This window comes from Alistipes sp. DJF_B185, from assembly GCF_964250025.1.
GTDB lineage: Bacteria > Bacteroidota > Bacteroidia > Bacteroidales > Rikenellaceae > Alistipes > Alistipes finegoldii.
The window spans coordinates 89138-112863 of sequence record NZ_CAXUDY010000003.1; the positions used below are offsets into that span (position 1 = coordinate 89138).

Sequence of the window (23726 nt, forward strand, 5' to 3'; positions counted from 1 at the left end):
ATTTGGGATATTTTATGAAAAAACTGATTTTAACCGTGTGTCTTGCTGCGACGGGCGTTTTCGGCGCTGCGGCACAAATGCGTCTCACGCTCGGTGAGGCCCTCGATCTGGCGCTGAGCGAGAACCCGACCGTCAAGGTCGCCGAAATGGAGGTGCAGCGCTTCGACTATGTGAAGCGGCAGACGTGGGGGAGCTGGATACCTCAGATTTCGGTCGGCGGCACCTATACCCGCTCGATCGTCAAGCAGAGCATGACCAAGGGGCTTTCGTTCGGAGCCGACAATACGCTGGCGGCACAGGGCGACGCCACGTGGACGCTCTTCGCTCCGGCGGTGTTCCGCACGCTGAAGATGAACGACGTCCAGCGGGCCGCCGCCGTGGAGTCGGCGCGCTCGTCGCGGATTACGCTGGTCGCCGAAGTCAAAAAGGCCTTCTATAACATTCTGCTGGCCGAGCAGTCGCTCGAAGTGCTCCGCGAATCTCAGGCCACCGTGCAGCGCACCGTGGACGACACCAGATTGCAGTACGACAACGGACTTGCGTCGGAATACGACCTGCTTACGGCGCAGGTGCAGCTGAGCAACCTGAAGCCCTCGATCCTGCAGACCGAGAATTCGATCCGCTTGGCCAAGCTGATGCTCAAAATGTACCTTTCGATCCCTGAGAACGTCGAAATCGAAGTCGTCGGAGAGCTGGACGCCATGCGCGACGCGGTGCTGGCGGGAACCGACGGCCTGACGACCGACGTGCAGGATAACTCCGACCTGCGTACGCTCGAACTGCAGGAGGATCTGCTCAAACGTCAGCTCAAAGTGGCGAACGCCGGACGCATGCCCACGGTCACCGCATTCTTTACGGCGACCTATACCGGTAACGATATCGACATGACGAAGCTCAATTTCGGCGGCGCGGAGGGAGGACAGCCGGGCGACGTGCTCGACGGTTCCAAATTCTGGTGGCAGCACCCGATGTCGGCCGGCCTGCAGGTTTCGATCCCTATTTTTTCGGGCCTTACGAAGATGAACAGGTCGCGCGAGATCAAGAACCAGATTTCGCAGATCGGTCTCCAGCGGGATTATGCCCGGCAGCAGATCGACGTCGAGGTCCGCGCGGCCCTGAACGACCTGCTCACCGCGCGCGAGACGATGTATGCGCAGGAGCTGACCGTCGCGCAGGCCCGCAAGGCCTACAGCATCTCCGACACCCGCTACCGTGCGGGCGCGGGAACGATCCTCGAACTGAACAGCGCGCAGCTGGCGCAGACGCAGGCTGAGTTGAACTTTTCGCAGGCGATTTTCGACTACCTGACCGCCAAGGCCGAGTACGACCGCATCGTCGGCAAGGAGAATTAGCATAAAATCGAAAAACAGATAAAACCTATGAAGAATTTAACAGTTATGTTGATCGCCGCCGCAGCCCTCGCCGGCTGCACGGGCAAAAAAACCGCCGACGTCCAGCAGGAGACCCGTGTGCTGACCAAAACCGAGACGGCCGTCTCAGCTCCGGTGCAGCTTGCCGAGGAGTTCACCTCCGAAATCGAACCTTACAAGCAGAACGACATCACGCCCGCGGCGTCGGGCGTGCATATCGACCGGATTCTGGTCGAGGTGGGCGATCCCGTGCGTCAGGGTCAGCTGATCGTGACGCTCGACCCCACGCAGTACACCCAGCAGCTCGTGCAGCTGAAGACCGTCGAGGACGACTACAACCGCCTGCTTCCGGTCTACGAGGCGGGGGGAATCTCGGCCCAGCAGATCGAGCAGGCCAAGGCCCAGCTCGACGTGCAGCGCGAAGTGGTCGCCAACCTCAGGAAGAATATCGAGGTCCATTCGCCCATTACGGGCGTCGTCACGGCCCGCAACTACGAGTCGGGCGACCTGTTCGCCGCGCAGCCTATCCTGCATATCATGCAGATCGATCCGCTGAAGGTCGTCGCCAACATTTCGGAGCAGTATTTCCGCAACGTGAAGGTCGGCATGCCCGTCGATCTGAAGGTCGATATCTTCCCCGGCGAGACCTTCCCCGGCACCGTGTCGCTGATCTATCCGGCGCTCGATCCCGCGACCCGCACGTTCAAGGTCGAGGTGAAGGTGCCCAACGCCAAGCGTACGCTGCGTCCGGGCATGTTCGCCCGCACGGGATTCAACATGGGCGAGAAAGAGGGTGTCATGGTGCCCGACGTGGCGGTCCAGAAACAGGTGGGCACCGCCGAGCGGTTCCTCTATGTCATCAAGGGTGACAGCGTCGCCGAACGCCGCCGGGTCGAGGTGGGCCGTCAGGTCGGCGACCGCGTGGACATCCTTTCGGGCGTCGCTCCGGGCGAGCGGGTTGCCGTGACGGCTTTGTCGAAGCTTTTCGACGGCGCCAAGGTCGAAGTCAAACAGAATTAAACGCCCCGACGCATATGAAAATTTACGAAAGTGCGGTCCGCAAACCGGTCTCCACGGTGCTGCTGTTCGTCGGCGTGATGGTCTTCGGACTCTTCTCGCTGATGAATCTGGCTGTGGACCAGTATCCTGAGATCGAGATTCCGCAGATTTCGGTCATCACGATGTACCCCGGCGCCAACGCCGCGGAGATCGAGACCAACATCACCCGCGTGCTGGAGGACAACCTCAATACGGTGAGCAACCTCAAGAAACTGACCTCCAAATCGCAGGACAACGTGTCGATGATTACCGTCGAGTTCGAGTACGGCTCCGACCTCAATGAGGGTGCCAACGAGATCCGCGACGTGGTGAGCCGCGTGCAGTCCATGCTGCCCGACGACATCGACTATCCGACGATCTTCAAGTTCTCGACCTCGATGATCCCCGTGATGATGATCGCCGTCACGGCCGAGGAGAGCTATCCGGCCCTTAGCAAACTGCTCGACGACAAGCTGGTCAACGTGCTGAACCGCGTGGACGGCGTGGGTGCCGTCTCCGTTATCGGTGCGCCCGAACGCGAGGTGCAGGTCAATGTCGATCCCGCCAAGCTCGACGCCTACAACCTGACGGTCGAGCAGTTGGGCCAGATCATCGCCGCCGAGAACGTCAATATTCCGAGCGGCACGATCGACATCGGCAACAACACCTTCAACATCAAGGCCGACGGCGAGTTCAAACTCAGCGACGAGCTGCGCAAGGTCGTGGTGTCGAACGCCGGGGGCCGCACGGTGATGCTCTCCGACGTGGCCGAAATCCGCGACACGCTCGAAAAATTCACCATGGACGAACGTGTGAACGGCCAGCGCGGCGTGCGCGTGATGTTCCAGAAACAGTCGGGCGCCAATACCGTGAATATCGTCCACGAAATCCAGAAGCGTCTGCCCGAAATCCAGAAGACGCTGCCCAAGGACGTGAAGATGGAGCTGATTTTCGAAGGCTCGCAGGAGATCACCGACGCCATCGGGTCGCTCTCGGAGACCATCATGTACGCCTTTATCTTCGTGGTGCTGGTGGTGATGATCTTCCTCGGACGCTGGCGGGCGACGCTTATCATCTGCATGACGATCCCCGTCTCGCTGATCTGCTCGTTCATCTACCTCTTCGCCACGGGATCGACGCTGAACATCATTTCGCTCTCGTCGCTCTCGATCGCCATCGGTATGGTCGTCGATGACGCCATCGTGGTGCTGGAGAACATTACGACCCATATCGAGCGGGGATCGAGTCCCAAGGAGGCCGCCATCTACGCCACCAACGAGGTGTGGCTGTCGGTCATCGCCACCACGCTGGTGGTCGTCGCCGTGTTCCTGCCGCTGACGATGGTGCCGGGCATGGCCGGTATCCTCTTCCGCGAGCTGGGCTGGATCGTGACGATCGTGGTCTGCGTCTCGACGACGGCGGCCATCTCGCTCACGCCGATGATGTCGGCCTACCTCCTCAAACTCGACGGAGGCGTACACGACTACAAAGGCGTCGGCATCGTCTACAAGCCGATCGACCGTGCGCTCGAATGGCTCGACGACATCTACGCCCGTTCATTGAACTGGGTGGTCCGCCACCGCCGCATCACGATCTTCTCGATGATGGGCCTTTTCGTCGTTTCGCTGGGACTGATCACCCGCGTGCCGACCGAGTTCTTCCCGCCTTCGGACAACAGCCGTATCTCGGCGATGGTCGAGCTGGAGCAGAATATCGGCGTGGAGTATACGGCGCGCATCGCCCGGCAGATCGACAGCATCATCTATGCGAAATATCCTGAGATCGTGCTGGTGTCGGCTTCGGCCGGAGCCAACTCTTCGGACAACGCCTTCGCCGCGATGCAGACCACCGGCTCGCATATCATCAACTACAACATGCGTCTGACGGATGTCGAGGGGCGCGAGCGTTCGATCTACGTCGTTTCCGACCTGCTGCGCGAAGACCTCGACCGGATTCCCGAAGTGCGTCAGTACACGGTGACGCCGGGCGGCATGTCGGGCAGCATGAGTGGCTCGGCAACGGTCAATGTCAAGGTCTTCGGCTATGATATGGACGTCACGAACGCCATCGCCAACGACCTGAAGGAGAAGATGCGCGGGATGAAGGGCGTGCGCGACGTGAAACTTTCGCGCGACGACCTGCGCCCCGAATACAACGTGGTCTTCGACCGCGACCGCCTGTCGTATTACGGGATGAACAGCGCCACTGCGTCGCAGGCCGTGAAAAACCGGATCGACGGTCTCGTGGCGTCGAAATACCGCGAGGACGGCGATGAATACGACATCGTCGTACGCTACGGCGAGCCGTTCCGCACCTCGGTCGATGACGTGGAGAACATCACGCTTTACAACGCGCAGGGCCGCCCCGTGAAACTCAAGGAGGTCGGCCGGGTGCAGGAGGAGTATGCCGCTCCGATGATCGAGCGCGAGAACCGCCAGCGTGTGATCTCGGTGCAATCGACGCTGGGCGCCGGCGTCGCGCTGGGCGATGTGGTGGCCGAGGTCGAAAAGCTGATCTCCGAATACCACACCCCCGACGGCGTGGACCTCGAAGTGGGCGGCACGGTCGAGGATCAGGGCGACGCCTTCGGCGATTTGGGTGTGCTGTTCATCCTGATCGTCATTCTGGTCTATATCGTGATGGCCACGCAGTTCGAGTCGCTGCTGTTCCCGTTCATCATCATGTTCACCATTCCGTTCGCCTTCACGGGCGTGTTCCTCGCGCTGTGGATGACTTCCACGCCGCTGTCGCTCATCGCCCTGATCGGCGCCATCATGCTGGTGGGTATCGTGACCAAGAACGGTATCGTGATGGTGGACTACATGAACCTGCTGGTCGAGCGCGGTTCGGGCGTCTTCGACGCCGTGATCGCCGGCGGCAAGAGCCGTCTGCGTCCCGTGCTGATGACTTCGTTCACGACCATTCTGGGTATGCTGCCGCTGGCGATCGGTACGGGCGCAGGCTCGGAGACGTGGCAGCCGATGGGTATCGCCGTGATCGGCGGTCTGACCTGTTCGACCCTGCTGACGCTGTTTATCATTCCTGCGCTCTATTCGGTATTCGTGAACCGTTCCCAGCGCAAGGAGAAGGAGAAACTGGCCCGTCTGTCGGCCGAACATCAGGCGAGTGTGCATTAAAAAAACTAAAACGATTATGAAAGCAGTATTCTTATCCTATAATCAGGCGCTTACCGACCGTGTGAACGCCATCCTCGACGAGCAGGGCATCCGCGGCTTCACCCGCTGGGCGCTGACCGAGGGCCGCGGCTCCGTCGACGGCGAACCGCATTACGGCACGCATGCGTGGCCGTCGATGAATGCTTCGATCATGGCGATCGTCGACGACGAAAAGGTCGCGCCGCTGATGGCGGCCTTCCGTGAAATGGACGCCGCCACCAAACTGCAGGGCTCGCGGGCCTTCGTCTGGAATATCGAGCAGACCTACTGATCGCCGGGCGTTCCGCCCGCTGTCCGGAAATGCTGAAAAGCCGCAGGAAACATCCTGCGGCTTTTTTCGCTTTCGCCGCCTGTTCCCGCCGAGGGGTGTTTGGTTTTATGCTCCGCCTTTTCTCCGGCTGATGCTCCGCCCGCTTTTCTCCTGCCGACGTTCCGCCCGCTTTTCCCTGCTGACGATTTGTCCGCTTTCTCCGGCTGACGGTTCCTCGTTTCTTCTCGGCTGACGATTTGTCCGCTTTTCTTCGGCCGGCGCTCCGCCCGCTTCCCATGCACCGCCCCTCCTTGACGCTCCGTTCTTTCATATCCGGTTTTGCGCCTTATCCGAAAATCCGTGCGGAGAATCTTTCCGGCGCGGGTGCGCAGTCGCCATATTTTTACTATTTTTGTCTGCATGAAACTTACCTTTCTGGGAACGGGCACCTCGCAGGGTGTCCCTGTCATCGGATGCCGCTGCCGGGTCTGCACTTCGTCCGACCGGCGCGACGACCGTCTGCGCACCTCGGCCATGGTCGAGGCGGGGGACGTGCGCATCGTCATCGACGCCGGACCCGATTTCCGCTGTCAGATGCTGCGCACCGGCGTCCGCCGTATCGACGCCATTCTGCTGACGCACGAACATAAGGACCATATCGGCGGGCTGGACGACGTGCGGGCCTTCAATTTCGTCGATTACCCGCCGACGATCCACCGCATCGACCTCTATGCGGCTCCCCGCACCCTCGATGTCGTGCGCAAGGATTTCGACTACGCCTTCGCGCAGGACAAGTACCGGGGCGTTCCGGAAATCGAACTGCACGAGATCGACGTTACGCGGCCTTTCAGCGTCAAAGGTGTCGAAATCCTCCCCGTTTCGGGACACCATTCGGAACGCTTTGCAGTGACGGGATTCCGCATCGGCAGGCTGGCCTACCTGACCGACTTCAAGACCATTGCGGACGCCGAAGTCGAAAAACTGACCGGTCTCGACGTGTTGGTGGTCAATGCGCTCCGTTTTGCCGAGCATTATTCGCACTTCAATGTGGCCGAGGCGCTGGAGCTGATCGCCCGTGTCTCGCCGCGCGAAGCCTACCTGACCCATATGTCCCACGACATCGGCCTGCACGCCGAGACGGAGCCGACGCTTCCGCCCCATGTGCATATGGCCTACGATACTTTGGAAATTGAAATAAACGATTGATATGAAAAACTTTAAGGATAAAGTCGTCATCGTGACGGGCGCTTCGTCGGGCATCGGCGAGGCGATGGCACGCGAATTCGCCGCGCAGGGCGCGCGGGTAGTGCTGGGTGCGCGCAGCGTGCAGAAACTGCAGCTCATCGCGGGCGAAATCCGCTCACAGGGCGGGCAGGCCGCCTACTGCGGCGTCGATGTGACGAACGTCGACGAGTGCCGCCGGTTGATCGAGACCGCCGTGAACGAGTTCGGCGGAATCGACGTGCTGGTCTGCAATGCCGGGCTTTCGATGCGTGCGATCTTCGACGATGTGGACCTCGGCGTGCTTCACCGCCTGATGGACGTCAACTTCTGGGGAACGGTCAACTGCTGCAAATTCGCACTTCCGTATCTCCAGCGGTCACGCGGCTCCATCGTCGGCATCTCGTCCGTCGCGGGGCTGCACGGTCTTCCGGGGCGGACGGGCTATTCGGCGTCGAAATACGCCATGACGGGTTTTCTCGAAACCCTGCGCATCGAGAATCTCAAAAAGGGCCTGCACGTCATGATCGCCTGCCCCGGCTTCACGGCTTCGAACGTCCGCTTCTCGGCCCTCACGGCCGACGGGTCGGCGCAGGGCGAAACCCCGCGCAACGAGGCCAAGATGATGACTTCCGCCGAGGTCGCCCGGATCGTCGCCCGCGGCGTCCTGAAGCGCAAGCGTCTCTGCCTGATGGAGAGCGAGGGGCGCGCCACCCATTTCGTCAAGAAATTCGCGCCGGGTTTCCTCGACAGAATGTTCTATCTGGTGATGTCCAAAGAACCCGATTCGCCCCTGAAATAGCTCCGGACTCCGGCGAAAAATGGAGCGGAAATGGACTGGGCGGTTGCATGTCCGGCACGGCTGAAAGAAAAGGCGTCCTGAAAACAGGACGCCTCTTTTGTTTGTTCGGAGTCTATTTCCCCTCCGTTGTTACTCCCTCCGTTCCGGAGCTTCTCCGCAGTGTCCGTTCCGAAATCCGGATGCTGTATTCGTACAATCCGAACAACGGCAGCAGGACCAGAATCATGCTGAATACGTCGGGCGGGGTGATGACCGCCGAGAGAATCGCCAGCGCGACGAGGGCGTGGCGGCGGTAGCGGCGCAGGAAATCGGGGCTTACGAGTCCCATGCGGGTCAGGAAATAGACCAGCAGCGGCAGCTGGAACACCACGGCGCAGGCGATCGAGACGTTGAGCACGGTCGAGAGGTAGGAGCTGACGTCGATCATGTTGGTCACCTGCTCGCTGACGCTGTACTGAGACAGGAATCCGATCGTCAGCGGCGCGATTATGAAGTAGCCGAACAGCAGCCCCGCGAAAAATCCCGCCGAGACATAGAACACGAACCTCCGGCATCCGCGCAGTTCACGCTCGGTGAGCGCCGGACGCGCGAAGCGCCACAACTCCCACAGCAGGTAGGGGAATCCGATGCAGAAGGCCGCGACCATCGAGATTTTGAGGTGCAGGTTGAACTGCCCGGCCATCGCCGTGTTGATGAGCTGCATGCGCTCGATCCCCGGCACGAATTCGATCCCTGCCAGTCCGGCCATCCATACCAGCAGCCGGTTGGTCGGAAATCCGGCCGACATAGGGCCGAACAGCACTCCGTCGATCAGCAGCCCTTTGCAGAGGAATGCGGCCACGGCCAGCGCCAGTATCGCCAGCACACCGCGCACCAAATGGGGCCGGAGCGCGTCAATGTGCTCGGCAAAGGTCATTTCGTCCGTGTCGCTGCGTTTTTGGCCGGACATGCGGGCTTATTTCTTTTCTTCGGGGGTTTCTTTCCGGGATTCTTGCGGCGCGGCCGGCTCTTTTCCGTTCTTCTCGTCGTTTGCCGCGGGATTTTCCATGGCGTCCTTGAACTCCCTGACGCCGCGGCCCATGCCGCGCATCAGTTCGGGTATTTTCTTGCCGCCGAAGAAGATGACGACGATCAGCAGGATGACCAGTATTTCCGTCAGGCCGATTTTGCCCAGAAACAGCGGGTGGATGAACATCATTGTTTTATCGGTTTTCGTTCGTTGCGGGGCGGAGTCTCCGCCTCAGCGCAAATGTAATAAGAATTTCCGAAACCTCCCTCTTCCGGTTGAAAAAAGCGGAACGCATTTGTGATGCGTCCCGCCCTGTACGGTTTGCGAAATGCGTTCCGGCTCCGAAACGCATTTACGCTGAATCTTCTCTTTGGAGTTGCCGGCCGAATCTCCGCCGAACCGCTCCTTTGCCGGATTGCCTTCTCCGAATGGACGTTTCGTCCGGATCTCCGCCGCAGTGCACGGGCCGAATCTCCGCTACAATGCACCCGCCCGAACCGGTTCGTCTTCCGGGGTATTCCTATTTGAAGAATATCGACGAAATTTCCTTGTAGTTGTGTACGCGCTCGATCACGTCGGCGAACATGTCGGCGATGGTCAGCACCGTGAATTTGTGCAGGTCCTTGTCGGGGTTGAGCGGAATGGTGTCCGTCACGATTACCTCCTCCAGCGCGCTGTCGTTGATGCGCTCGTAAGCCGGGCCCGAAAGCACGGGGTGGGTGATGGCGGCGCGGACGCTCTTCGCCCCGCGCGACATGAGCATGTCGGCGGCCATGCAGATCGTGCCTGCCGTGTCGATCATGTCGTCCACGATCAGGATGTTGCGGCCTTCGACCTCGCCGATGGCGGTCATTTTGCCCACGACGTTGGCCTTGGCGCGCTCCTTGTGCGAAATGATGATCGGGGTGCCGAGCAGCTTGGCGTAGGTGTTGGCGCGTTTGGCGCCGCCCATGTCGGGAGCGGCGATCGAGAGGTCCTCGATTTTCAGGCTTTTGATATAGGGAATGAAGATGCCGCTGGCATAGAGCGCATCGACCGGAACGTCGAAGAATCCCTGAATCTGGTCGGCGTGAAGGTCCATCGTCATCACGCGGTCCACGCCTGCGGCCATCAGCAGGTTGGCTACCAGTTTGGCGCCGATCGGCACGCGGGGACGGTCCTTGCGGTCCTGCCGCGCCCACCCGAAGTAGGGGATCACGGCCACGACCTTGTAGGCCGAGGCGCGGCGTGCGGCGTCGATCATCATCAACAGCTCCATCAGGTTGTCCGAGGGCGGGAACGTGGACTGGATGATGAATACCGTGCAGCCGCGGATCGACTCGTTGTAGCAGGGCTGGAATTCACCGTCGCTGAAGCGCAGGACTTCCGATTGTCCGAGCGTCGTACCGAAACTTGCCGCGATTTTCTCGGCCAGATATTCCGAGCCGCGACCTGAGAAAATTTTGATTTTGTGGATAGCCATAGAAGATGGATTTTTGATGGTGCAAATATAGGACAACGCGGCGAAAAAACGTTCCCTCCGGACGACCTTTTTTCAACAATCGGTTAAACATTCAGGCATTCGCCGATAAAACCGAGTATCTCCTCGCGTCCCGTGCCGTGCTGGCTCGACGAGACGAACATCCGGGGCAGCTCCTCCCACTGCTCCGCGAGCGCCGCCCGGTAGCGTTCGACGCTCTTTTCGCGCTGCGTTTTCGAGAGTTTGTCGGCCTTGGTGAATATCACGGCGAACGGAATGCCGTTCATGCCGAGCATTTCGATGAACTGCAGGTCGATCTTCTGGGGTTCGAGCCGGATGTCCGCCAATACGAACAGGAAGTGCATCTTCTCGCACTTGAGCACATAGTCGGTGATGATTTTGGAGAACTCGCTGCGTTTGGTTTTCGACGTGCGGGCGTATCCGTAGCCGGGCAGATCCACCAGATACCATGCGTTGTCGATCAGGAAGTGGTTGATGAGCCGTGTCTTGCCTGGCGTTCCCGATACTTTGGCCAGCCCCTGCCGTCCGGTGAGCATGTTGATGAGCGACGACTTGCCGACGTTGCTGCGCCCGATGAAGGCGATGTCTTTCAGCGCGTCTTTGGGCACCTGCGAAATACGCTCGGAACTGCACTTGAATTCGGCTTTGTTGATCTGCATGTTGTCGGAGTTTGCGGCAAAGACAGTGCGGGCCGGGCGCCGGGCCGCTGTCTGTCTGAGCGGATGTCTGCTGCAAAGATAGCATTTTAGCATCTATATACAAATTATACCGCATGGGAAAACCGCCGGTCGTTTTCGCCGCCTTCGGCGTCGTTTGCAATTCTGACCCACCCCCAAACCCCCGCCTCAGGCAGGAGCTTAGTGCCGCGAAGCGGCAAAATAGGTGCTGACGAACGGTCGTGTAAAATGGTATATGGGGGCCCTGCTCCGGAGTCTACCAGACGAGCGACACCCACAGCGGGCAGTGGTCCGAAGCGACGGTGGTGTAATCCACCGTGCGTTCGGCGATTTTCGCCGACTGCGGCAGGCCGCGGCCCAGTATGTAGTCGATGCGTATCGAAGGACGGTCCGAGGGGAACGTAAGCTGCGCGGTGTCCGACAGCGGCCTGAATTCGCCGCCCAGCCCGCCGATTACCTTCCCGGCGTCGTCCATGTTGAAGTCGCCCGCCAGCAGCACGGGTTTGCGGCAGGTGTCGGTGGCTTGACGGATGATCGGCAGCGATGCGCGCTGGTCTTCGGGCGTGAGCGATAGGTGCGTGACGCAGACCACATAGCCGGGAAATTCCGCCATCAGCAGCACGCGCGCCTCTTCGCGCCCCGGAAGCGGGATGCGGCGCACCGAGAGCGGCTCGGCGCGCGACAGCAGCCCGATGCCGTAACCTCCGCCGTCGTAATCAATCGCGCGGCAGAAACGGGCGTGCATGCCCGTCATCCGGCCCAGCTCTTCGGGGATGAAGCGGCCGTTCATGCGTCCCGTCACGCTGTCCACCTCCTGCAGGGCCACCACGTCGGGCACGACCCGGCCGATGACCTCGGCGATGCGGCCGAGGTCCTGTACGTCGTCCGCTCCGCGGCCGTTTCGGATGTTGTAACTCATGAATTTCACGGCCGTGGTCTGCGTCGTGCAGGCCGCCGGCATCAGGGCGCAGAACAGAACTGCCAGTGCGACGGAAAAATATTGCTTCATGACTTTTCGGGATTTTCCGCAAAGGTAATACAACCTCCCCTGAATGCCAAATAATCCGGACCGCCGTTGCGTCCGGCGTTCCTGTCTTCCGTTCCTGTCTTCCGTTCCTGTCTTCCGTTCCTGTCTTCCGTTCCTGTCTTCCGTTCCTGTCTTCCGTTCCTATCCGGCATTCCCGTCCGCCGTTGCGTCCGCCGTTGTATCCGGCATTCCCGTCCGCCGTTGTGTTCGCCGTTGCGTCCGGCGTTCCCGTCCCATGCGACCGCGCGGTGTGGGCTCCGGCGGCGATGGTAAATGCAGACTAAAAACCGGATATTCAGATTTTTCGGACTTTTTCCGTTGTTATTCCCGGTAATTTTTCGTACCTTTTAGCATCCGATTTGCATCTTGCATCGGAGTAAATACATCTATGCTTATGAAAACACAATTTCTGACCGTGTTCGGCGCCGCTGCGCTGGCCGTTTTTCCCGCAGAGCCGGAAGCCTGCACGCGCGCCGTCTATCTCGGTCCCGACGGCATGACTGTCACGGGACGCACCATGGACTGGCGCGAAGACCCTCTGACCAACCTCTATATTTTCCCGCGCGGCACCGCCCGCCGCGGAGCCAATACGGACGACACCGTCTTCTGGACCTCGAAATACGGCTCCCTTTCGGCCGCGGGCTACGACATCGGCATCACCGACGGCATGAACGAGGCCGGGCTGGTCGCCAACCTGCTCTTCCTGCCCGAATCGGTCTACGAGCGGCCGGGCGACACGCGGCCCGTCATGGGACTGAGCATCTGGACGCAGTACGTACTCGACAATTTCGCCACGGTGGACGAGGCGGTCGCCGAACTCTCGAAGGAGAAATTCCGCATCGACGCGCCCGACCTTCCGAACGGTGTGCAGTCGCGCCTGCATCTGGCCGTCTCCGATCCTTCGGGCGACAGCGCCATCTTCGAATACATCGACGGCCGGCTGGTGATTCACCACGGCCGCCAGTATCAGGTGATGACCAATTCGCCCTTCTACGACCAGCAGCTGGCGATCCTCGACTATTGGCGGCAGATCGGCGGCCTGACGATGCTTCCCGGCACCAACCGCGCTCCGGACCGCTTCGTGCGCGCGTCGTTCTACATCAACGCCGTCGTGAAGAGTCCCGATCCTAAGATCGCCGTCCCGGCCGTGATGTCGGTCATGCGCAACGTCTCGGTGCCTTACGGTATCTCGACGCCCGACAAGCCCCACATCTCCTCGACGCGCTGGCGCACGGTCTGCGACCAGAAAAACCGGGTCTACTATTTTGAGCCGACGCTGGCCATGGAGACCTTCCGGGTCGATCTGGCGAAGATCGACTTCGGCAAGGGCACGCCCGAACGGGTGTTGAAGCTGGTCGGCGGCCGGACCTACACGGGCGACGCCACGGCCGAATTCCGCAGGAGCGACAAACCCTTCGTCTTCCTGTTCGGGGTCTGACGGGCCGGAATATCCGACCGATCCGCATGTGCCGTGCAGTTCCCTGTCCGGCGCATGCGGATTTTTCGTATATTTGTCCGCTCAATAAACACAATATGAAAAGTTTCGAACATTTAATCATCACGCGGTTCAATCTGAACCTCTATGCGCGGGACAAACACGACGCTCCGACGCGCACCGAACGGTGGCTCGAACATCGTTTCGAGATCTTCGAACGCTATTGCCTGCCTTCGGTGGCGGCGCAGACCAACCCGAATTTCAGGTGGCTCTGTCTTTTCGACGCGGCGACGCCCGCGGCTTACCGCCGCCGCATCGGCGGTTACCAGTCCGTCTGTCCGCAGTTCCGGTCCGTATTTTACAGCGCCGGGCAGGCCGGACGCCTGACCGAAAGTCTGCGCACTACGATTTCAGGCCTGCTGGCCGGGCGTGAAGAGCTGGCCACCCCCCCCCTCCGCAGCTGCTGATTACTACCAATCTCGATAACGACGACGCATTGGCCGCCGACGCCGTCGAACTGCTTCAGCGCGAAATCCGCTTCTCCTCCGGCAAACGCATCTACAGCCTTCTTTACGGTTACCAGTATTTCACCGACCGGCGCTTCGCGCTCAAAATGCGCTACACGAACAATCACTTCCTGACGCTCGTCGAGCCGTTCGATGCGCACTCCGAAACCATCGTTTCCTACCGTCATACCAAAGCCATCCGCCAGCAGCCCACGGTCTACCTCGCCACCGATAAGGGCAAGTGGCTCGAAATCGTGCACGAGGACAACGTCAGCAACGATTTTCGAATCAATATCAAAGTTGTGGTATATTCCCCTGCTCTGGGGCCGCCGGTTCGCCGATTTCGGCCTGCCTGACCTCCATGTTCCGGGACTGCGGCAGTGGTTCTGCACGCTGTGCGTCGTTCCCGCGCGGTTTCTGGTCACGGCGGTCCTGCGCCTGCGCCGCAAGTGGGCGCTGCGGCGGGCTGCGTTACCTTAGTACCGGGTATTTGTTGTTGAAGCGGAATCCCACGCCCAGCATCAGGTAGTTCGGGGTCTGGAAATCCTTGAGACAGTAGCCTATGTGGACGAACGTGCGCCGTGTGGCAGCGATCTTGAGCGTCAGCATCTGATAGAACGACTTGAGGTCGCCGCCCTTGTGCAGGACGTTGACTCCCAGTCCGATGCCGACCGTGAAGTAGGGCATGACGAATTCGGCGCGTCCCGATATTCCCAGTGCGATCTGCCGGTCGATCGACGGGGTGTAGAACGTGTAGCCGGGATCGCGGCCTCCGACCTCGACGATATAATCTTCGGTGTAGACGTTGGCGCTGCCGTCGTAGACGCCGTCCAGCGAGAGACCCGCGCGGAATTTATAACCGAAGTTGTACATCGTCGCGAAGTTGAAGCCCGCCACGCCGTAGGCGTTGGGCGAAGCGTACTGCTTGTCGCCGACCTCCACACCCTTGCGGCGCCACGATCCGAACAGCACCAGATCGTAGCTGAAATGGCGGGGGAAATCGGGCGCGAGAAGCGGCCTGCGCGGTTTTACGAGCGGATCGTCGGCCCGGCCGAAACAGTAGAGCAGGCCGAACTTCATGCCGATCGAGTTGAGTCCCGCATTGGGAAATTTGGTGTTGCCGTTCGAAAAGTGGGTCATCGAGAGTCCCGCCGAGAAATCCAGCTCGCGCGTGAGCGTCACGTTGAGGTAGAAATCGGCGTTGATGTAGGCGTTTATCTTCGACCCCATCATTATGTTGGCCGGGTTCATCTGCGCGTCGTAGGGTTTCCAGCCGAACGACAGTCCGAAATTCCACTCGTAGTTGAACGACAGCCGCCGGCTTATCCGTGCGATGCGCGCCCCTTGGAAAATATACAACGCGACGGGGCTGCCCAGCTCCTCCCTGTTTTCGAAACTGTAGTAGGAGAACCCGATTCCCTGATAGGCGCCTCCGTATATCCGGTCGGGACGCGATCCGGGCTGGAAGCGGAACGAGTAGCGCAGGTGGGCGGCCAGCAACAGGTCGATCGGCTGCCGGGCCAGATTGTCGCCCGCGAGGAACGGATTGGTCGGACACACGTATTCCGGACGGAGTTCCAGCCCGATACCGTGGACGAAGCGGCGGCGGGGGAATGCTGCCGTACTGTCCGTGCGGGTGTTGCCGTTCGTTTCGGAACTTGTGTCGAAACCGCTTGCTGCGGAGTTTCCGCCCGCCTGAACGGCCGGAATTTCCGTTGCATCTTGCGCTGCCGGGTATCCGCGGCTCTCGTCCGCCGCTTCTCCGGCTCTGGCGAAGCCGGACAGAAAGAGCATGCTTCCCGCAAGAAGTCCGGTCAGTCCTTTCCGTATTGTGCAATCCATAATGGCCTATCCCCGTTTTGACCGCACAAGATACGAATTTTTGCCGGAGCGCAAAGCGATAACCCGAAAAAATCCCGCCTGCGATGCGATATTCTGCCCGCTCCGATCGCATTGCCGGAGCCGGAGCGCCGGCAATTTGGTTTCTTCGATTATTGTCCCTATCTTTGTTCCCGAACCAATATCCGCTCCGATGAGAATAAACGATTAGTAGGTCGGTTTCATTAAACCGACGCCGTGCCGTAAAGCAACCCGGTCTGAGGTTTAACAGGTCCCTTTTCTGCGGGACCGCTATTAATCGTTTTCATATGAGTATTATCCTTAGCGGTGTTTCGTACCGCTACCGCAATCAGCAATTTCTGTTCGAAGGAATAGACCTGTCCGTCGCCGCGGGCGCCAAAGCCGCCGTCGTGGGCGACAACGGCGCCGGCAAATCGACGCTCCTTAAACTTATCGCGGGCGAACTCGCTCCCGCCGCGGGAAGCATCGCCTGCTCCTCGCATCCCTACTATGTGCCCCAGCAGCTTGTCGCCGCCGGCATCTCCGCCGCCTGCGTTTTGGGCGTCGCAGACAAGCTCGGTGCGCTCCGCGCCATCTGCGGCGGCAGCGCCGATTCCCGCTGTTACGACATTCTGGCCGACGATTGGGACGTCGAAGCCCGCTGCCGCGCCGCCCTCGACCATTGGGGACTGCCGCATGTCGGCCTGACCGATCCGGTCGATGCGCTGAGCGGCGGCGAAAAGACGAAACTCTGTCTGGCGGGAATTCTGGTCCATAAACCTGCTGTCATCCTGCTCGACGAGCCGACCAACCACCTCGACACGTCGGGCCGCCGCAGGCTCTATGACCTGATCCGTGCCAGCCGTGCGGCGATCGTCGCGGTGAGCCACGACGTCGCGCTGCTCAACCTGCTCGGCACGACCTGCGAACTCTCTCCGAAGGGGCTGAAAATCTACGGCGGCAACTATGATTTTTACCGCGAACGCAAACGGATCGAGGAGGAGGCGCTGGCGCAGCAGGTCGATTCCGAACAGACGGCCCTGCGGCTGGCCCGCAAAAAGGCGCAGGAGGTCCGCGAGCGACAGGAGCGGCGGATGCGTCAGGGCGAGCGGCACAAGGACCAGCTTCCGCGCATCCTGCGCCGGACGATGAAGGACAGCGGCGAACGGACCGAGGCGCAGCTCGTCGGGAAACATGCGGAGCTGATCGACGGCAGCCGGGAGCGGCTGGACGAACTGCGCCGCCGGCAGCGGACGCAGTGCGAGCTGAAAATAGATTTCGACGACGCGCAGCTTCACGAAGGCAAACTGCTGGTCCGGGTCGACGGCCTGAATTTCGAATATGCGCCCGGCCGCCCGTTGTGGCGCGAACCGCTTTCGCTGGAGATCCGCAGCGGCGAGCGCATCCGCCTGACCGGCGACAACGGTACCGGCAAAACGACCCTTGTCCGGCTGCTGACCGGCGAACTGGAACCCACTGCCGGGCGCATCGGCCGGGCGGACTTCTCCTATGTCTGTCTCGATCAGCAATACAGCCGGGTGAACACCCCGCAGAGCGTGCTGGAGCTGGCGCAGAGCTGCAATCACGGCAATCTGCAGGACCACGAACTCAAACTGCGGCTTCACCGTGCGCTGTTTGGGCAGCAGATGTGGGACAAGCGGTGCGACACGCTGAGCGGCGGCGAACGGATGCGGCTCTGCCTTTGCAGCCTGATGATCGCCAACCACGTTCCCGATCTCTTTGTCCTCGACGAGCCGACCAACAACCTCGACCTTTCGAGCCTTGCGATCCTGACCCGCACGGTCCGCAATTACCGCGGCACCCTGCTGGTCGTCTCCCACGACGGTCACTTCACCGATCAGATCGGCATCACAAGGACCGTCGAACTGGAATAGGGTATAACCGGGCGGTGTCGAGTGAATTCATTTATTTTGAAGGAGCCGGATGTCTGACATCCGGCTCCTTCAATAAAATTATCTTCGACCGCCTCCGAAAACAATTCCAAGCGATATTTCTGCGTTACTGTACTCTTTATTCATCAACCGATAGCCGATAGAAAGCCGAAGATGATGAAAAAATTCTATACCGGCGCGGGGCATGACGCATGCTGAAAAGTTATGCTCGTATGTTTTTGCCTGAAGGTCGGAATGATCGACTTTGACGATTGAAAATCCGGCTCCGCATCCGACAAATAGTGCTATGTTCTTCGTTCGTCTGAAGTTGTAATCCGACACGAATAATATTTGTCCGAAATGATAGTCTCTGTCTATACCGTTTTTGCTCCAACTGCGATAGAAAGCCCCGTATTGTATTTGAAGGCCGAAATCTATCGGATATGTTGCAATATTATAACGACCTTCCGCATAAATATTCCATGCGGTCTCGAATTTGCCGCCGTATTTTTTTGCGATTAACGGAATAGCAGCCCCGACTTCAACTTCGTAACGGGCGACCTCTTGTGCATTGACAGGTGTGGATAAAAGTAGCCACAGACCTATAGCTAAAATATATTTCATTTAGTAGCTCGGTTTAATATCGACAATCGCATAGTTCTTATTCCTGTTATTCGTTTTATAATCGTATCGGAACCAGCCATCGTATTCCTCGTTATAATATTGACCTTTCTTCTTAGAATAGGCATTCATGGAACTAATATAGTGAAAATAGTCACGATAATAGTAGTAAGTGCGTTTTTTATAACAAATACCGATAAAATACCATTTTTTTACGACTTTCACTCGAATTTCCTGATAACCGTCAACAATCCAAGAATCGCCCATATGCTGTGTTGAATTTAAGTTATAATAGGACGGAATAGCACAAAATAGTACAGGATGGTAACATCTTAACGAATTGTAAACTGATAAAAAGGTACTCTCGTCATTTTTGTATTGAACCAACGTCCCACCGGAAGTATATTCGAATTTTGTTTTCAATGCATTCGGAATATTAGATATCCTGTTGCATGGTAAATCATATGAATACGATCCACTTCTGGTACATCCGATATTCTCTGAAATGTCTTTTAACATGCTACTTACAAGTGATTTCTGCCCGGCAGGTACTTGTCGTGGCATATACATCCAATTAAACCGGGACGGCCACCAATGACGATACATGATTTTACTTAAGGCTACAGAAATACTCGGAACCGCTATATGTGCTCCGCCATACTCATAAGGCATTTCAATATTATAGGGATTGCTTCGATGCCATTTTAATCCCCAAATTCCTACTAAAGGATATCTGGATGGTCTGTTTTTCGGCTTGCTTCGGTCTGCAATTGCCCGGGTTGCTTCCGCGTGTGGGATATCTTCGGAAATGGTGGTCAGATCGTCTGCAATTAGAACACTGTCTCTATCGTTGGCTTCTTCAAGAGAATCGACCGGTTGAAATTCAATCGTTGTAACACAAACACTATCAGTCGAATTTACCGGTATTCCATCGTCATTCAATTCTGGATTATTCATACAATCGACAATATCGTCCCATATATTTATTTTTTCGCCGTTACATTCGACCACATAGCTGACGTATTGTTCCTGAAATTCGATTTTTTGAAGAGAATCCAATTCATTGAAATGAAAACTACCCTTGCTGTTGAAACTTATGATCGGGAAGTTATTTTCATTCATATCTACAATCAGGTAACCGTTGTCTTCAGCATAATTAACTACATATAATACGGGAACCTTGTCGGCATCTATTGAATCAGTAATTTTCCCCTTCGAATCTATGAGTTCAATTGGGGTAATTGATTCTACCTCCTTGGATGAAAAATCTGTGCTGTCACTACCTTCAACCGATAGTTCGACTCGTGTTGAATTTTCAAGAGATGGTGATGCAATATTCTTTTCGCCAAATAAGAGAGCTAATTTTGCAATTGCATTTTTCGAGATTTTAGTCTCTTTTGGACCTGTTTGTGTGATTTTACTTTGTTCATTGATTTCATCTTTGGCACACGATAACATAGCAGAGGCGATCATGCAAAATGTAATCCATTGTCTAATTGTTTTCATGAGAAGATAATTTTAGTTGGCTAATAGTTGTGGGAACGGAACTCGGACATATGACTTTTAGAAAGAGAATCTCATACAGCTAGTTTTATATATTAAAGATATAATGGATCAATTTATATTGTTACTTAACATTCTCGTTTTTTTATAGAAAGTATCTGTACGGAATATGAATAGGGCGTTGTAGAATATTTTGTGATCTGAGACTTGCTATCCGAGTCTTCGCAGTAACAATGATACGACTGCTCGTTGACGAACCGGCGGGAATAAAAAATCCCCTTTGAAAAGGGGATTTAGAGGGATTGTCTGTACGGTGTATTATCCGCGCCGCGCCGACACGACGGGCTAGTAACCGAGTATTCGGAGCATCGACCGATACGACTGCTCCTTGGCGAACAGGCGCGTGTAATACTCGTTGTCGCTCTTGTCGCGGTCGATGATGATGTGCTTGGGCGCGGGAATCAGACAGTGCTGGATGCCGCCGAAGCCGCCCAGCGACTCCTGATAGGCTCCCGTGTGGAAAAATCCGATGTACTGCGTGTTGCCCGGTTCGAGCTTGGGCAGGAAGATGGCGTTGGTGTGCGACTCGGCGTTGTAGAAATCCTCGCTGTCGCAGGTCAGTCCTCCGAGCAGTACGCGCTGGTACTCCTTGTCCCAGTTGTTCACCGCCAGCATGATGTAACGCTGGTTGATGCCCCATGTGTCGGGCAGGGTAGTGATGAACGACGAGTCGATCATGTACCAGTTCTCGCGGTCGTTCTGCTGTTTCTGGTTGACGATCGAATAGAGCGATGCGCCGCTTTCGCCCACCGTGAAGGAGCCGAACTCGGTGAAGATGTTGGGCTCTTCGGTGTCGTTGCGCTGGCAGATGTTCTTGATCTGGGCGATGATCTCTTCGGTCAGGTACTCGTAGTCGTACTCGAAGTTGAGCGAGTTCTTGATCGGGAATCCGCCGCCGATGTTGAGGCTGTCCAATTCGGGGCAGATGGCCTTCAGCTCGCAGTAGACGTTGATGCACTTCGACAACTCGTTCCAGTAGTAGGCCGTGTCCTTGATGCCGGTATTGATGAAGAAGTGCAGCATCTTGAGCTGGAACTTCTTGCTGTTCTTGAGTTTGGCCTTGTAGAAGTCGATGATGTCGTTGTAGCGGATGCCCAGACGCGAGGTATAGAACTCGAACTTGGGTTCCTCCTCGCAGGCGATGCGGATGCCGACCTTGCATTTCTTGGTGAACGAATCCTCGAACAGCTCCAGCTCCTCCTTGTTGTCGAGCACAGGAATGGTGTTCACGAAGCCGTCGTTGACCAGCTGGGCGATGTTCTCCACATACTGCGGCCGCTTGAAACCGTTGCAGATGATGTAGCGGTCCTTGTCGATGATTCCGCTGTCGTAGAGCGCGTTGATGATATGAATGTCGTATGCCGACGACGTTTCGAGATGAATGTCGTTCTTCATTGCCTCCTCCAGCACGAATGAGAAGTGGCTCGACTTGGTGCAGTAACAATAGTTGTACGAGCCCTTGTAGTCCACCTTGGCCATCGCCACGTTGAACATACGCTTGGCCCGGTTGATCTGCTGCGAGATCTTCGGCAGGTAGGTTATCTTGAGCGGCGTGCCGTACTGTTTTATCAACTCCATGAGCGGAATGTCGTGGAAATTCAGCTCGTTGTCTTCGACCGAGAACTCATCCTGCGGGAAGTCGAACGTCTGTTCGATGAGGTCGATGTACTTGTCTTTCATGGCTCGTTTGTCGTGGTTTTTGCAATCCGTCCCGTCTACATCCGAAATTTTCGGGCAATGTAGCTCGTCCGGATTTTCCGAAAAAACGGGATGCAAAGTAGGCGAATATTTTTCGTATAACCAACACTTTGCCGGATTATTTTGAAAAACTCCCCCCGAATTTTGGTTTTTTCTTCGAAAAAAGGTACTTTTGGTGCAAATTTCAAGCAAGATTTCAATCGTGTTGATTCACACCATATCGCAATATCTGGAGTCGCACAAACGGCTCGTCGTTCCCCAGCTTGGGACGTTTATCGTCAAGGAGCCGGGCGTAAGCATCGTTTTCTCGGAACTTCTGAAACGTGACGACGGAACGCTCCGCCGTCTGCTTATCGGCGGGGGGCTGAGCGAACTGGAAGCGGCGGGGGAGATCGACCGCTTCGTCTTCGAGGTGCGCCACGCCGTGGAGCACGGCGCCGAATTCCGGCTCGACGGTTTCGGCGTGATGAAGCCCGGTCCCAACGGCACCATCGCCTTCGTCTTCGAATCCCGCATTGCCGGGGCTGCTCCCGTAATCGCCGACAAGGCGCCTGCGGCCGGCGGGAAGCCGGAACCCGTCGGTAAACCCATCGACGAACCTCGCGTTTCGATTTCGGCCAAGATGGCTCCCGACCCTTCGGTGCGCGGCCTGCGCTACGGCAAGCCGCCCAAAAACACCGACGCCTATACTTACGTGGACCGTCCTCCGCGCCGCCGCAAGGCGGACCGCTTCATCTGGATCGCCCTGATCGCCGCGGCCCTCGCCGTCGCGGCCATCGCGTTCGGCTATCTGCGCGAGGCGAAGGACCGGGAGACCGAGATGCAGTACCTCGAACAGCCTGCCGACACCCATACCGCGGCGTCCGGCGATGCGGCACAACCAGAACAACCCATTACGGAATAAATGACGGATATCACCACAGTCAAACAACGCTTCGGCATCATCGGCGCTTCGGAACTTCTGGACCGGGCGCTGGAGGTCGCCGTGCGCGTGGCTCCGACCGACCTGACGGTACTCGTCACGGGCGAAAGCGGCGTGGGCAAGGAGTTTTTCCCGCAGGTCATCCACGCTTACTCGGCCCGCAAACACAATAAATATATAGCCGTCAACTGCGCGGCCATTCCCGAAGGCACGATCGACTCGGAGCTTTTCGGCCACGAGAAAGGCTCCTTCACCGGAGCGCTCGAAGCCCGCAAGGGCTACTTCGAGGAGGCCGACGGGGGAACGATCTTCCTCGACGAGGTCGCCGAACTGCCGCATCCGACGCAGGCGCGCCTGCTGCGCGTGCTGCAGACGGGCGAATTCATCCGCGTCGGTTCGTCGAAGGTCCAGAAGACCGACGTCCGCGTCGTCGCGGCCACGAACATGAATTTGCAGCAGGCCATCGCTTCGGGCCGCTTCCGCGAGGATCTCTATTACCGCCTGAGCACGGTGCCGATCACCGTCCCGGCGCTGCGCGAGCGTCCGCAGGACATTCCGCTGCTGTTCCGCAAATTCGCCGCCGACGTGGCTGTGCAGTACCGCATGCCCGCCGTGACGCTCGATCCCGCGGCGCGCGAGATGCTGATGCATTATTACTGGCGGGGCAATATCCGCCAGCTGAAAAACGTTGCTGAACAGATATCGGCCATCGAGCAGACGCGTCTCATTACGCCCGACGTGCTGGCCAAATACCTGCCGCCGCAGGGCGGGGGCGCTCCCGTCATGATGGGCGGGGCGCCGGTCGACGATGCGATGTCCACCGAACGCGAACTGCTCTACAAGGTGCTTTTCGACATGCGCGCCGACATCAACGACCTGAAGCGGATGATGTCCGAGCTGCTGCACAACCCCTGTCAGGAGCCGGTCCGCGACGTCAAGGCGCTGCTGTCGACCACGGCGCAAAGCTCCGCGCCCGTCTATGCAGCAGGCTCGGTTCCGGTCTTCGCCGAGAGCGAGGAGGTGACCGACGAGCCGCCGCGCGAGATGACCAAGGCTGACATGCAGCGCGAGCAGATCATCCGCGCCCTGCGCCGCAACAACGGCCGCCGCCGCGAAGCCGCCGCCGAGCTGTTCATGTCCGAGCGCACGCTCTACCGCAAGATCAAGGAGCTGGGCATCGAAGAGAACTGACGGCCCTCC

At 58.0% G+C, this 23726-nt stretch carries 21 protein-coding genes; 12 read left to right on the plus strand and 9 right to left on the minus strand.

Translation table 11 applies throughout. From position 1 onward, the window contains the following. The first annotated feature begins 14 nt into the window (after nucleotides 1-14). The 6 genes from ACESTR_RS05495 to ACESTR_RS05520 all read left to right on the plus strand — a co-directional run bounded on the left by ACESTR_RS05495 (nucleotide 15) and on the right by ACESTR_RS05520 (nucleotide 7857). The gene (locus tag ACESTR_RS05495) at nucleotides 15-1352 is read left to right on the plus strand and encodes a TolC family protein (protein ID WP_175282382.1); all 1338 of its coding nucleotides are present in this window, start codon (nucleotides 15-17) and stop codon (nucleotides 1350-1352) included. A gap of 27 nt (nucleotides 1353-1379) precedes the next feature. Next, on the plus strand, nucleotides 1380-2390 hold the full coding sequence (locus ACESTR_RS05500; protein ID WP_373178963.1) for an efflux RND transporter periplasmic adaptor subunit: 1011 nt from the start codon (nucleotides 1380-1382) through the stop codon (nucleotides 2388-2390). Between the two features lie 14 nt (nucleotides 2391-2404). Continuing rightward, the gene (locus ACESTR_RS05505; protein ID WP_195559230.1) at nucleotides 2405-5545 is read left to right on the plus strand and encodes an efflux RND transporter permease subunit; all 3141 of its coding nucleotides are present in this window, start codon (nucleotides 2405-2407) and stop codon (nucleotides 5543-5545) included. A gap of 16 nt (nucleotides 5546-5561) precedes the next feature. Continuing rightward, nucleotides 5562-5855 carry a PG0541 family transporter-associated protein gene (locus ACESTR_RS05510; RefSeq protein WP_009596264.1) on the plus strand — a complete coding sequence of 98 codons (294 nt, stop codon included), beginning with the start codon at nucleotides 5562-5564 and terminating at the stop codon, nucleotides 5853-5855. 399 nt (nucleotides 5856-6254) lie between these two features. Then, a complete protein-coding gene (locus ACESTR_RS05515) occupies nucleotides 6255-7040 on the plus strand; it encodes an MBL fold metallo-hydrolase (RefSeq protein ID WP_014776259.1) in 786 nt (261 codons plus the stop codon). 1 nt (nucleotide 7041) lies between these two features. Further along, nucleotides 7042-7857: an SDR family oxidoreductase gene (locus ACESTR_RS05520; RefSeq protein WP_130062979.1), complete on the plus strand. Its 816-nt coding sequence runs from the start codon at nucleotides 7042-7044 to the stop codon at nucleotides 7855-7857. 112 nt (nucleotides 7858-7969) lie between these two features. Here the strand turns inward: ACESTR_RS05520 and tatC are convergent, their stop codons facing one another. The 5 genes from tatC to ACESTR_RS05545 all read right to left on the minus strand — a co-directional run bounded on the left by tatC (nucleotide 7970) and on the right by ACESTR_RS05545 (nucleotide 12032). Next, on the minus strand, nucleotides 7970-8806 hold the full coding sequence (gene tatC, locus ACESTR_RS05525) for a twin-arginine translocase subunit TatC (RefSeq protein ID WP_278729302.1): 837 nt from the start codon (nucleotides 8804-8806) through the stop codon (nucleotides 7970-7972). Between the two features lie 6 nt (nucleotides 8807-8812). Next, nucleotides 8813-9055: a twin-arginine translocase TatA/TatE family subunit gene (locus ACESTR_RS05530; RefSeq protein WP_130062981.1), complete on the minus strand. Its 243-nt coding sequence runs from the start codon at nucleotides 9053-9055 to the stop codon at nucleotides 8813-8815. Nucleotides 9056-9386: 331 nt separating this feature from the next. Next, a complete protein-coding gene (locus tag ACESTR_RS05535; RefSeq protein ID WP_014776260.1) occupies nucleotides 9387-10328 on the minus strand; it encodes a ribose-phosphate diphosphokinase in 942 nt (313 codons plus the stop codon). An 83-nt stretch (nucleotides 10329-10411) separates the two neighbouring features. Further along, nucleotides 10412-11005, minus strand: coding sequence for a ribosome biogenesis GTP-binding protein YihA/YsxC (gene yihA, locus ACESTR_RS05540; RefSeq protein WP_014776261.1), 594 nt, complete (start codon nucleotides 11003-11005; stop codon nucleotides 10412-10414). Between the two features lie 274 nt (nucleotides 11006-11279). Continuing rightward, nucleotides 11280-12032 carry an endonuclease/exonuclease/phosphatase family protein gene (locus tag ACESTR_RS05545; RefSeq protein WP_278713799.1) on the minus strand — a complete coding sequence of 251 codons (753 nt, stop codon included), beginning with the start codon at nucleotides 12030-12032 and terminating at the stop codon, nucleotides 11280-11282. A gap of 412 nt (nucleotides 12033-12444) precedes the next feature. Between ACESTR_RS05545 and ACESTR_RS05550 the strand changes: the two genes are divergently transcribed. The 3 genes from ACESTR_RS05550 to ACESTR_RS05560 all read left to right on the plus strand — a co-directional run bounded on the left by ACESTR_RS05550 (nucleotide 12445) and on the right by ACESTR_RS05560 (nucleotide 14347). Further along, the gene (locus ACESTR_RS05550; protein ID WP_175282383.1) at nucleotides 12445-13488 is read left to right on the plus strand and encodes a linear amide C-N hydrolase; all 1044 of its coding nucleotides are present in this window, start codon (nucleotides 12445-12447) and stop codon (nucleotides 13486-13488) included. A 95-nt stretch (nucleotides 13489-13583) separates the two neighbouring features. Next, nucleotides 13584-13952, plus strand: coding sequence for a glycosyltransferase (locus ACESTR_RS05555; protein WP_042494158.1), 369 nt, complete (start codon nucleotides 13584-13586; stop codon nucleotides 13950-13952). A gap of 29 nt (nucleotides 13953-13981) precedes the next feature. Next, nucleotides 13982-14347, plus strand: a complete 366-nt coding sequence (locus ACESTR_RS05560) for a hypothetical protein (protein ID WP_022044055.1) — start codon at nucleotides 13982-13984, stop codon at nucleotides 14345-14347. 115 nt (nucleotides 14348-14462) lie between these two features. Here the strand turns inward: ACESTR_RS05560 and ACESTR_RS05565 are convergent, their stop codons facing one another. After that, nucleotides 14463-15833 carry an acyloxyacyl hydrolase gene (locus ACESTR_RS05565; protein ID WP_373178967.1) on the minus strand — a complete coding sequence of 457 codons (1371 nt, stop codon included), beginning with the start codon at nucleotides 15831-15833 and terminating at the stop codon, nucleotides 14463-14465. Nucleotides 15834-16138: 305 nt separating this feature from the next. Between ACESTR_RS05565 and ACESTR_RS05570 the strand changes: the two genes are divergently transcribed. Beyond that, nucleotides 16139-17725, plus strand: a complete 1587-nt coding sequence (locus ACESTR_RS05570) for an ATP-binding cassette domain-containing protein (RefSeq protein WP_373178968.1) — start codon at nucleotides 16139-16141, stop codon at nucleotides 17723-17725. A 78-nt stretch (nucleotides 17726-17803) separates the two neighbouring features. Here ACESTR_RS05570 and ACESTR_RS05575 read toward each other — a convergent pair whose 3' ends face one another. The 3 genes from ACESTR_RS05575 to ACESTR_RS05585 form a co-directional block, all read right to left on the minus strand. Continuing rightward, nucleotides 17804-18346: an acyloxyacyl hydrolase gene (locus ACESTR_RS05575; protein WP_130063211.1), complete on the minus strand. Its 543-nt coding sequence runs from the start codon at nucleotides 18344-18346 to the stop codon at nucleotides 17804-17806. Further along, nucleotides 18347-19849, minus strand: a complete 1503-nt coding sequence (locus ACESTR_RS05580) for a C10 family peptidase (RefSeq protein WP_130063209.1) — start codon at nucleotides 19847-19849, stop codon at nucleotides 18347-18349. Nucleotides 19850-20191: 342 nt separating this feature from the next. After that, entirely contained in the window at nucleotides 20192-21586 is a 1395-nt protein-coding gene (locus ACESTR_RS05585) for a decarboxylase (RefSeq protein WP_009596543.1), read from the minus strand. Between the two features lie 193 nt (nucleotides 21587-21779). On the opposite strand from ACESTR_RS05585, the gene ACESTR_RS05590 reads away from it, so the two are divergent. Together ACESTR_RS05590 and ACESTR_RS05595 are read left to right on the plus strand one after the other, a co-directional pair. Beyond that, complete coding sequence (locus tag ACESTR_RS05590; protein ID WP_227042388.1) at nucleotides 21780-22508, plus strand: hypothetical protein; 729 nt, start codon at nucleotides 21780-21782, stop codon at nucleotides 22506-22508. Continuing rightward, the gene (locus ACESTR_RS05595; RefSeq protein WP_009596552.1) at nucleotides 22509-23717 is read left to right on the plus strand and encodes a sigma-54 interaction domain-containing protein; all 1209 of its coding nucleotides are present in this window, start codon (nucleotides 22509-22511) and stop codon (nucleotides 23715-23717) included. The last annotated feature ends 9 nt before the right edge of the window (nucleotides 23718-23726 follow it).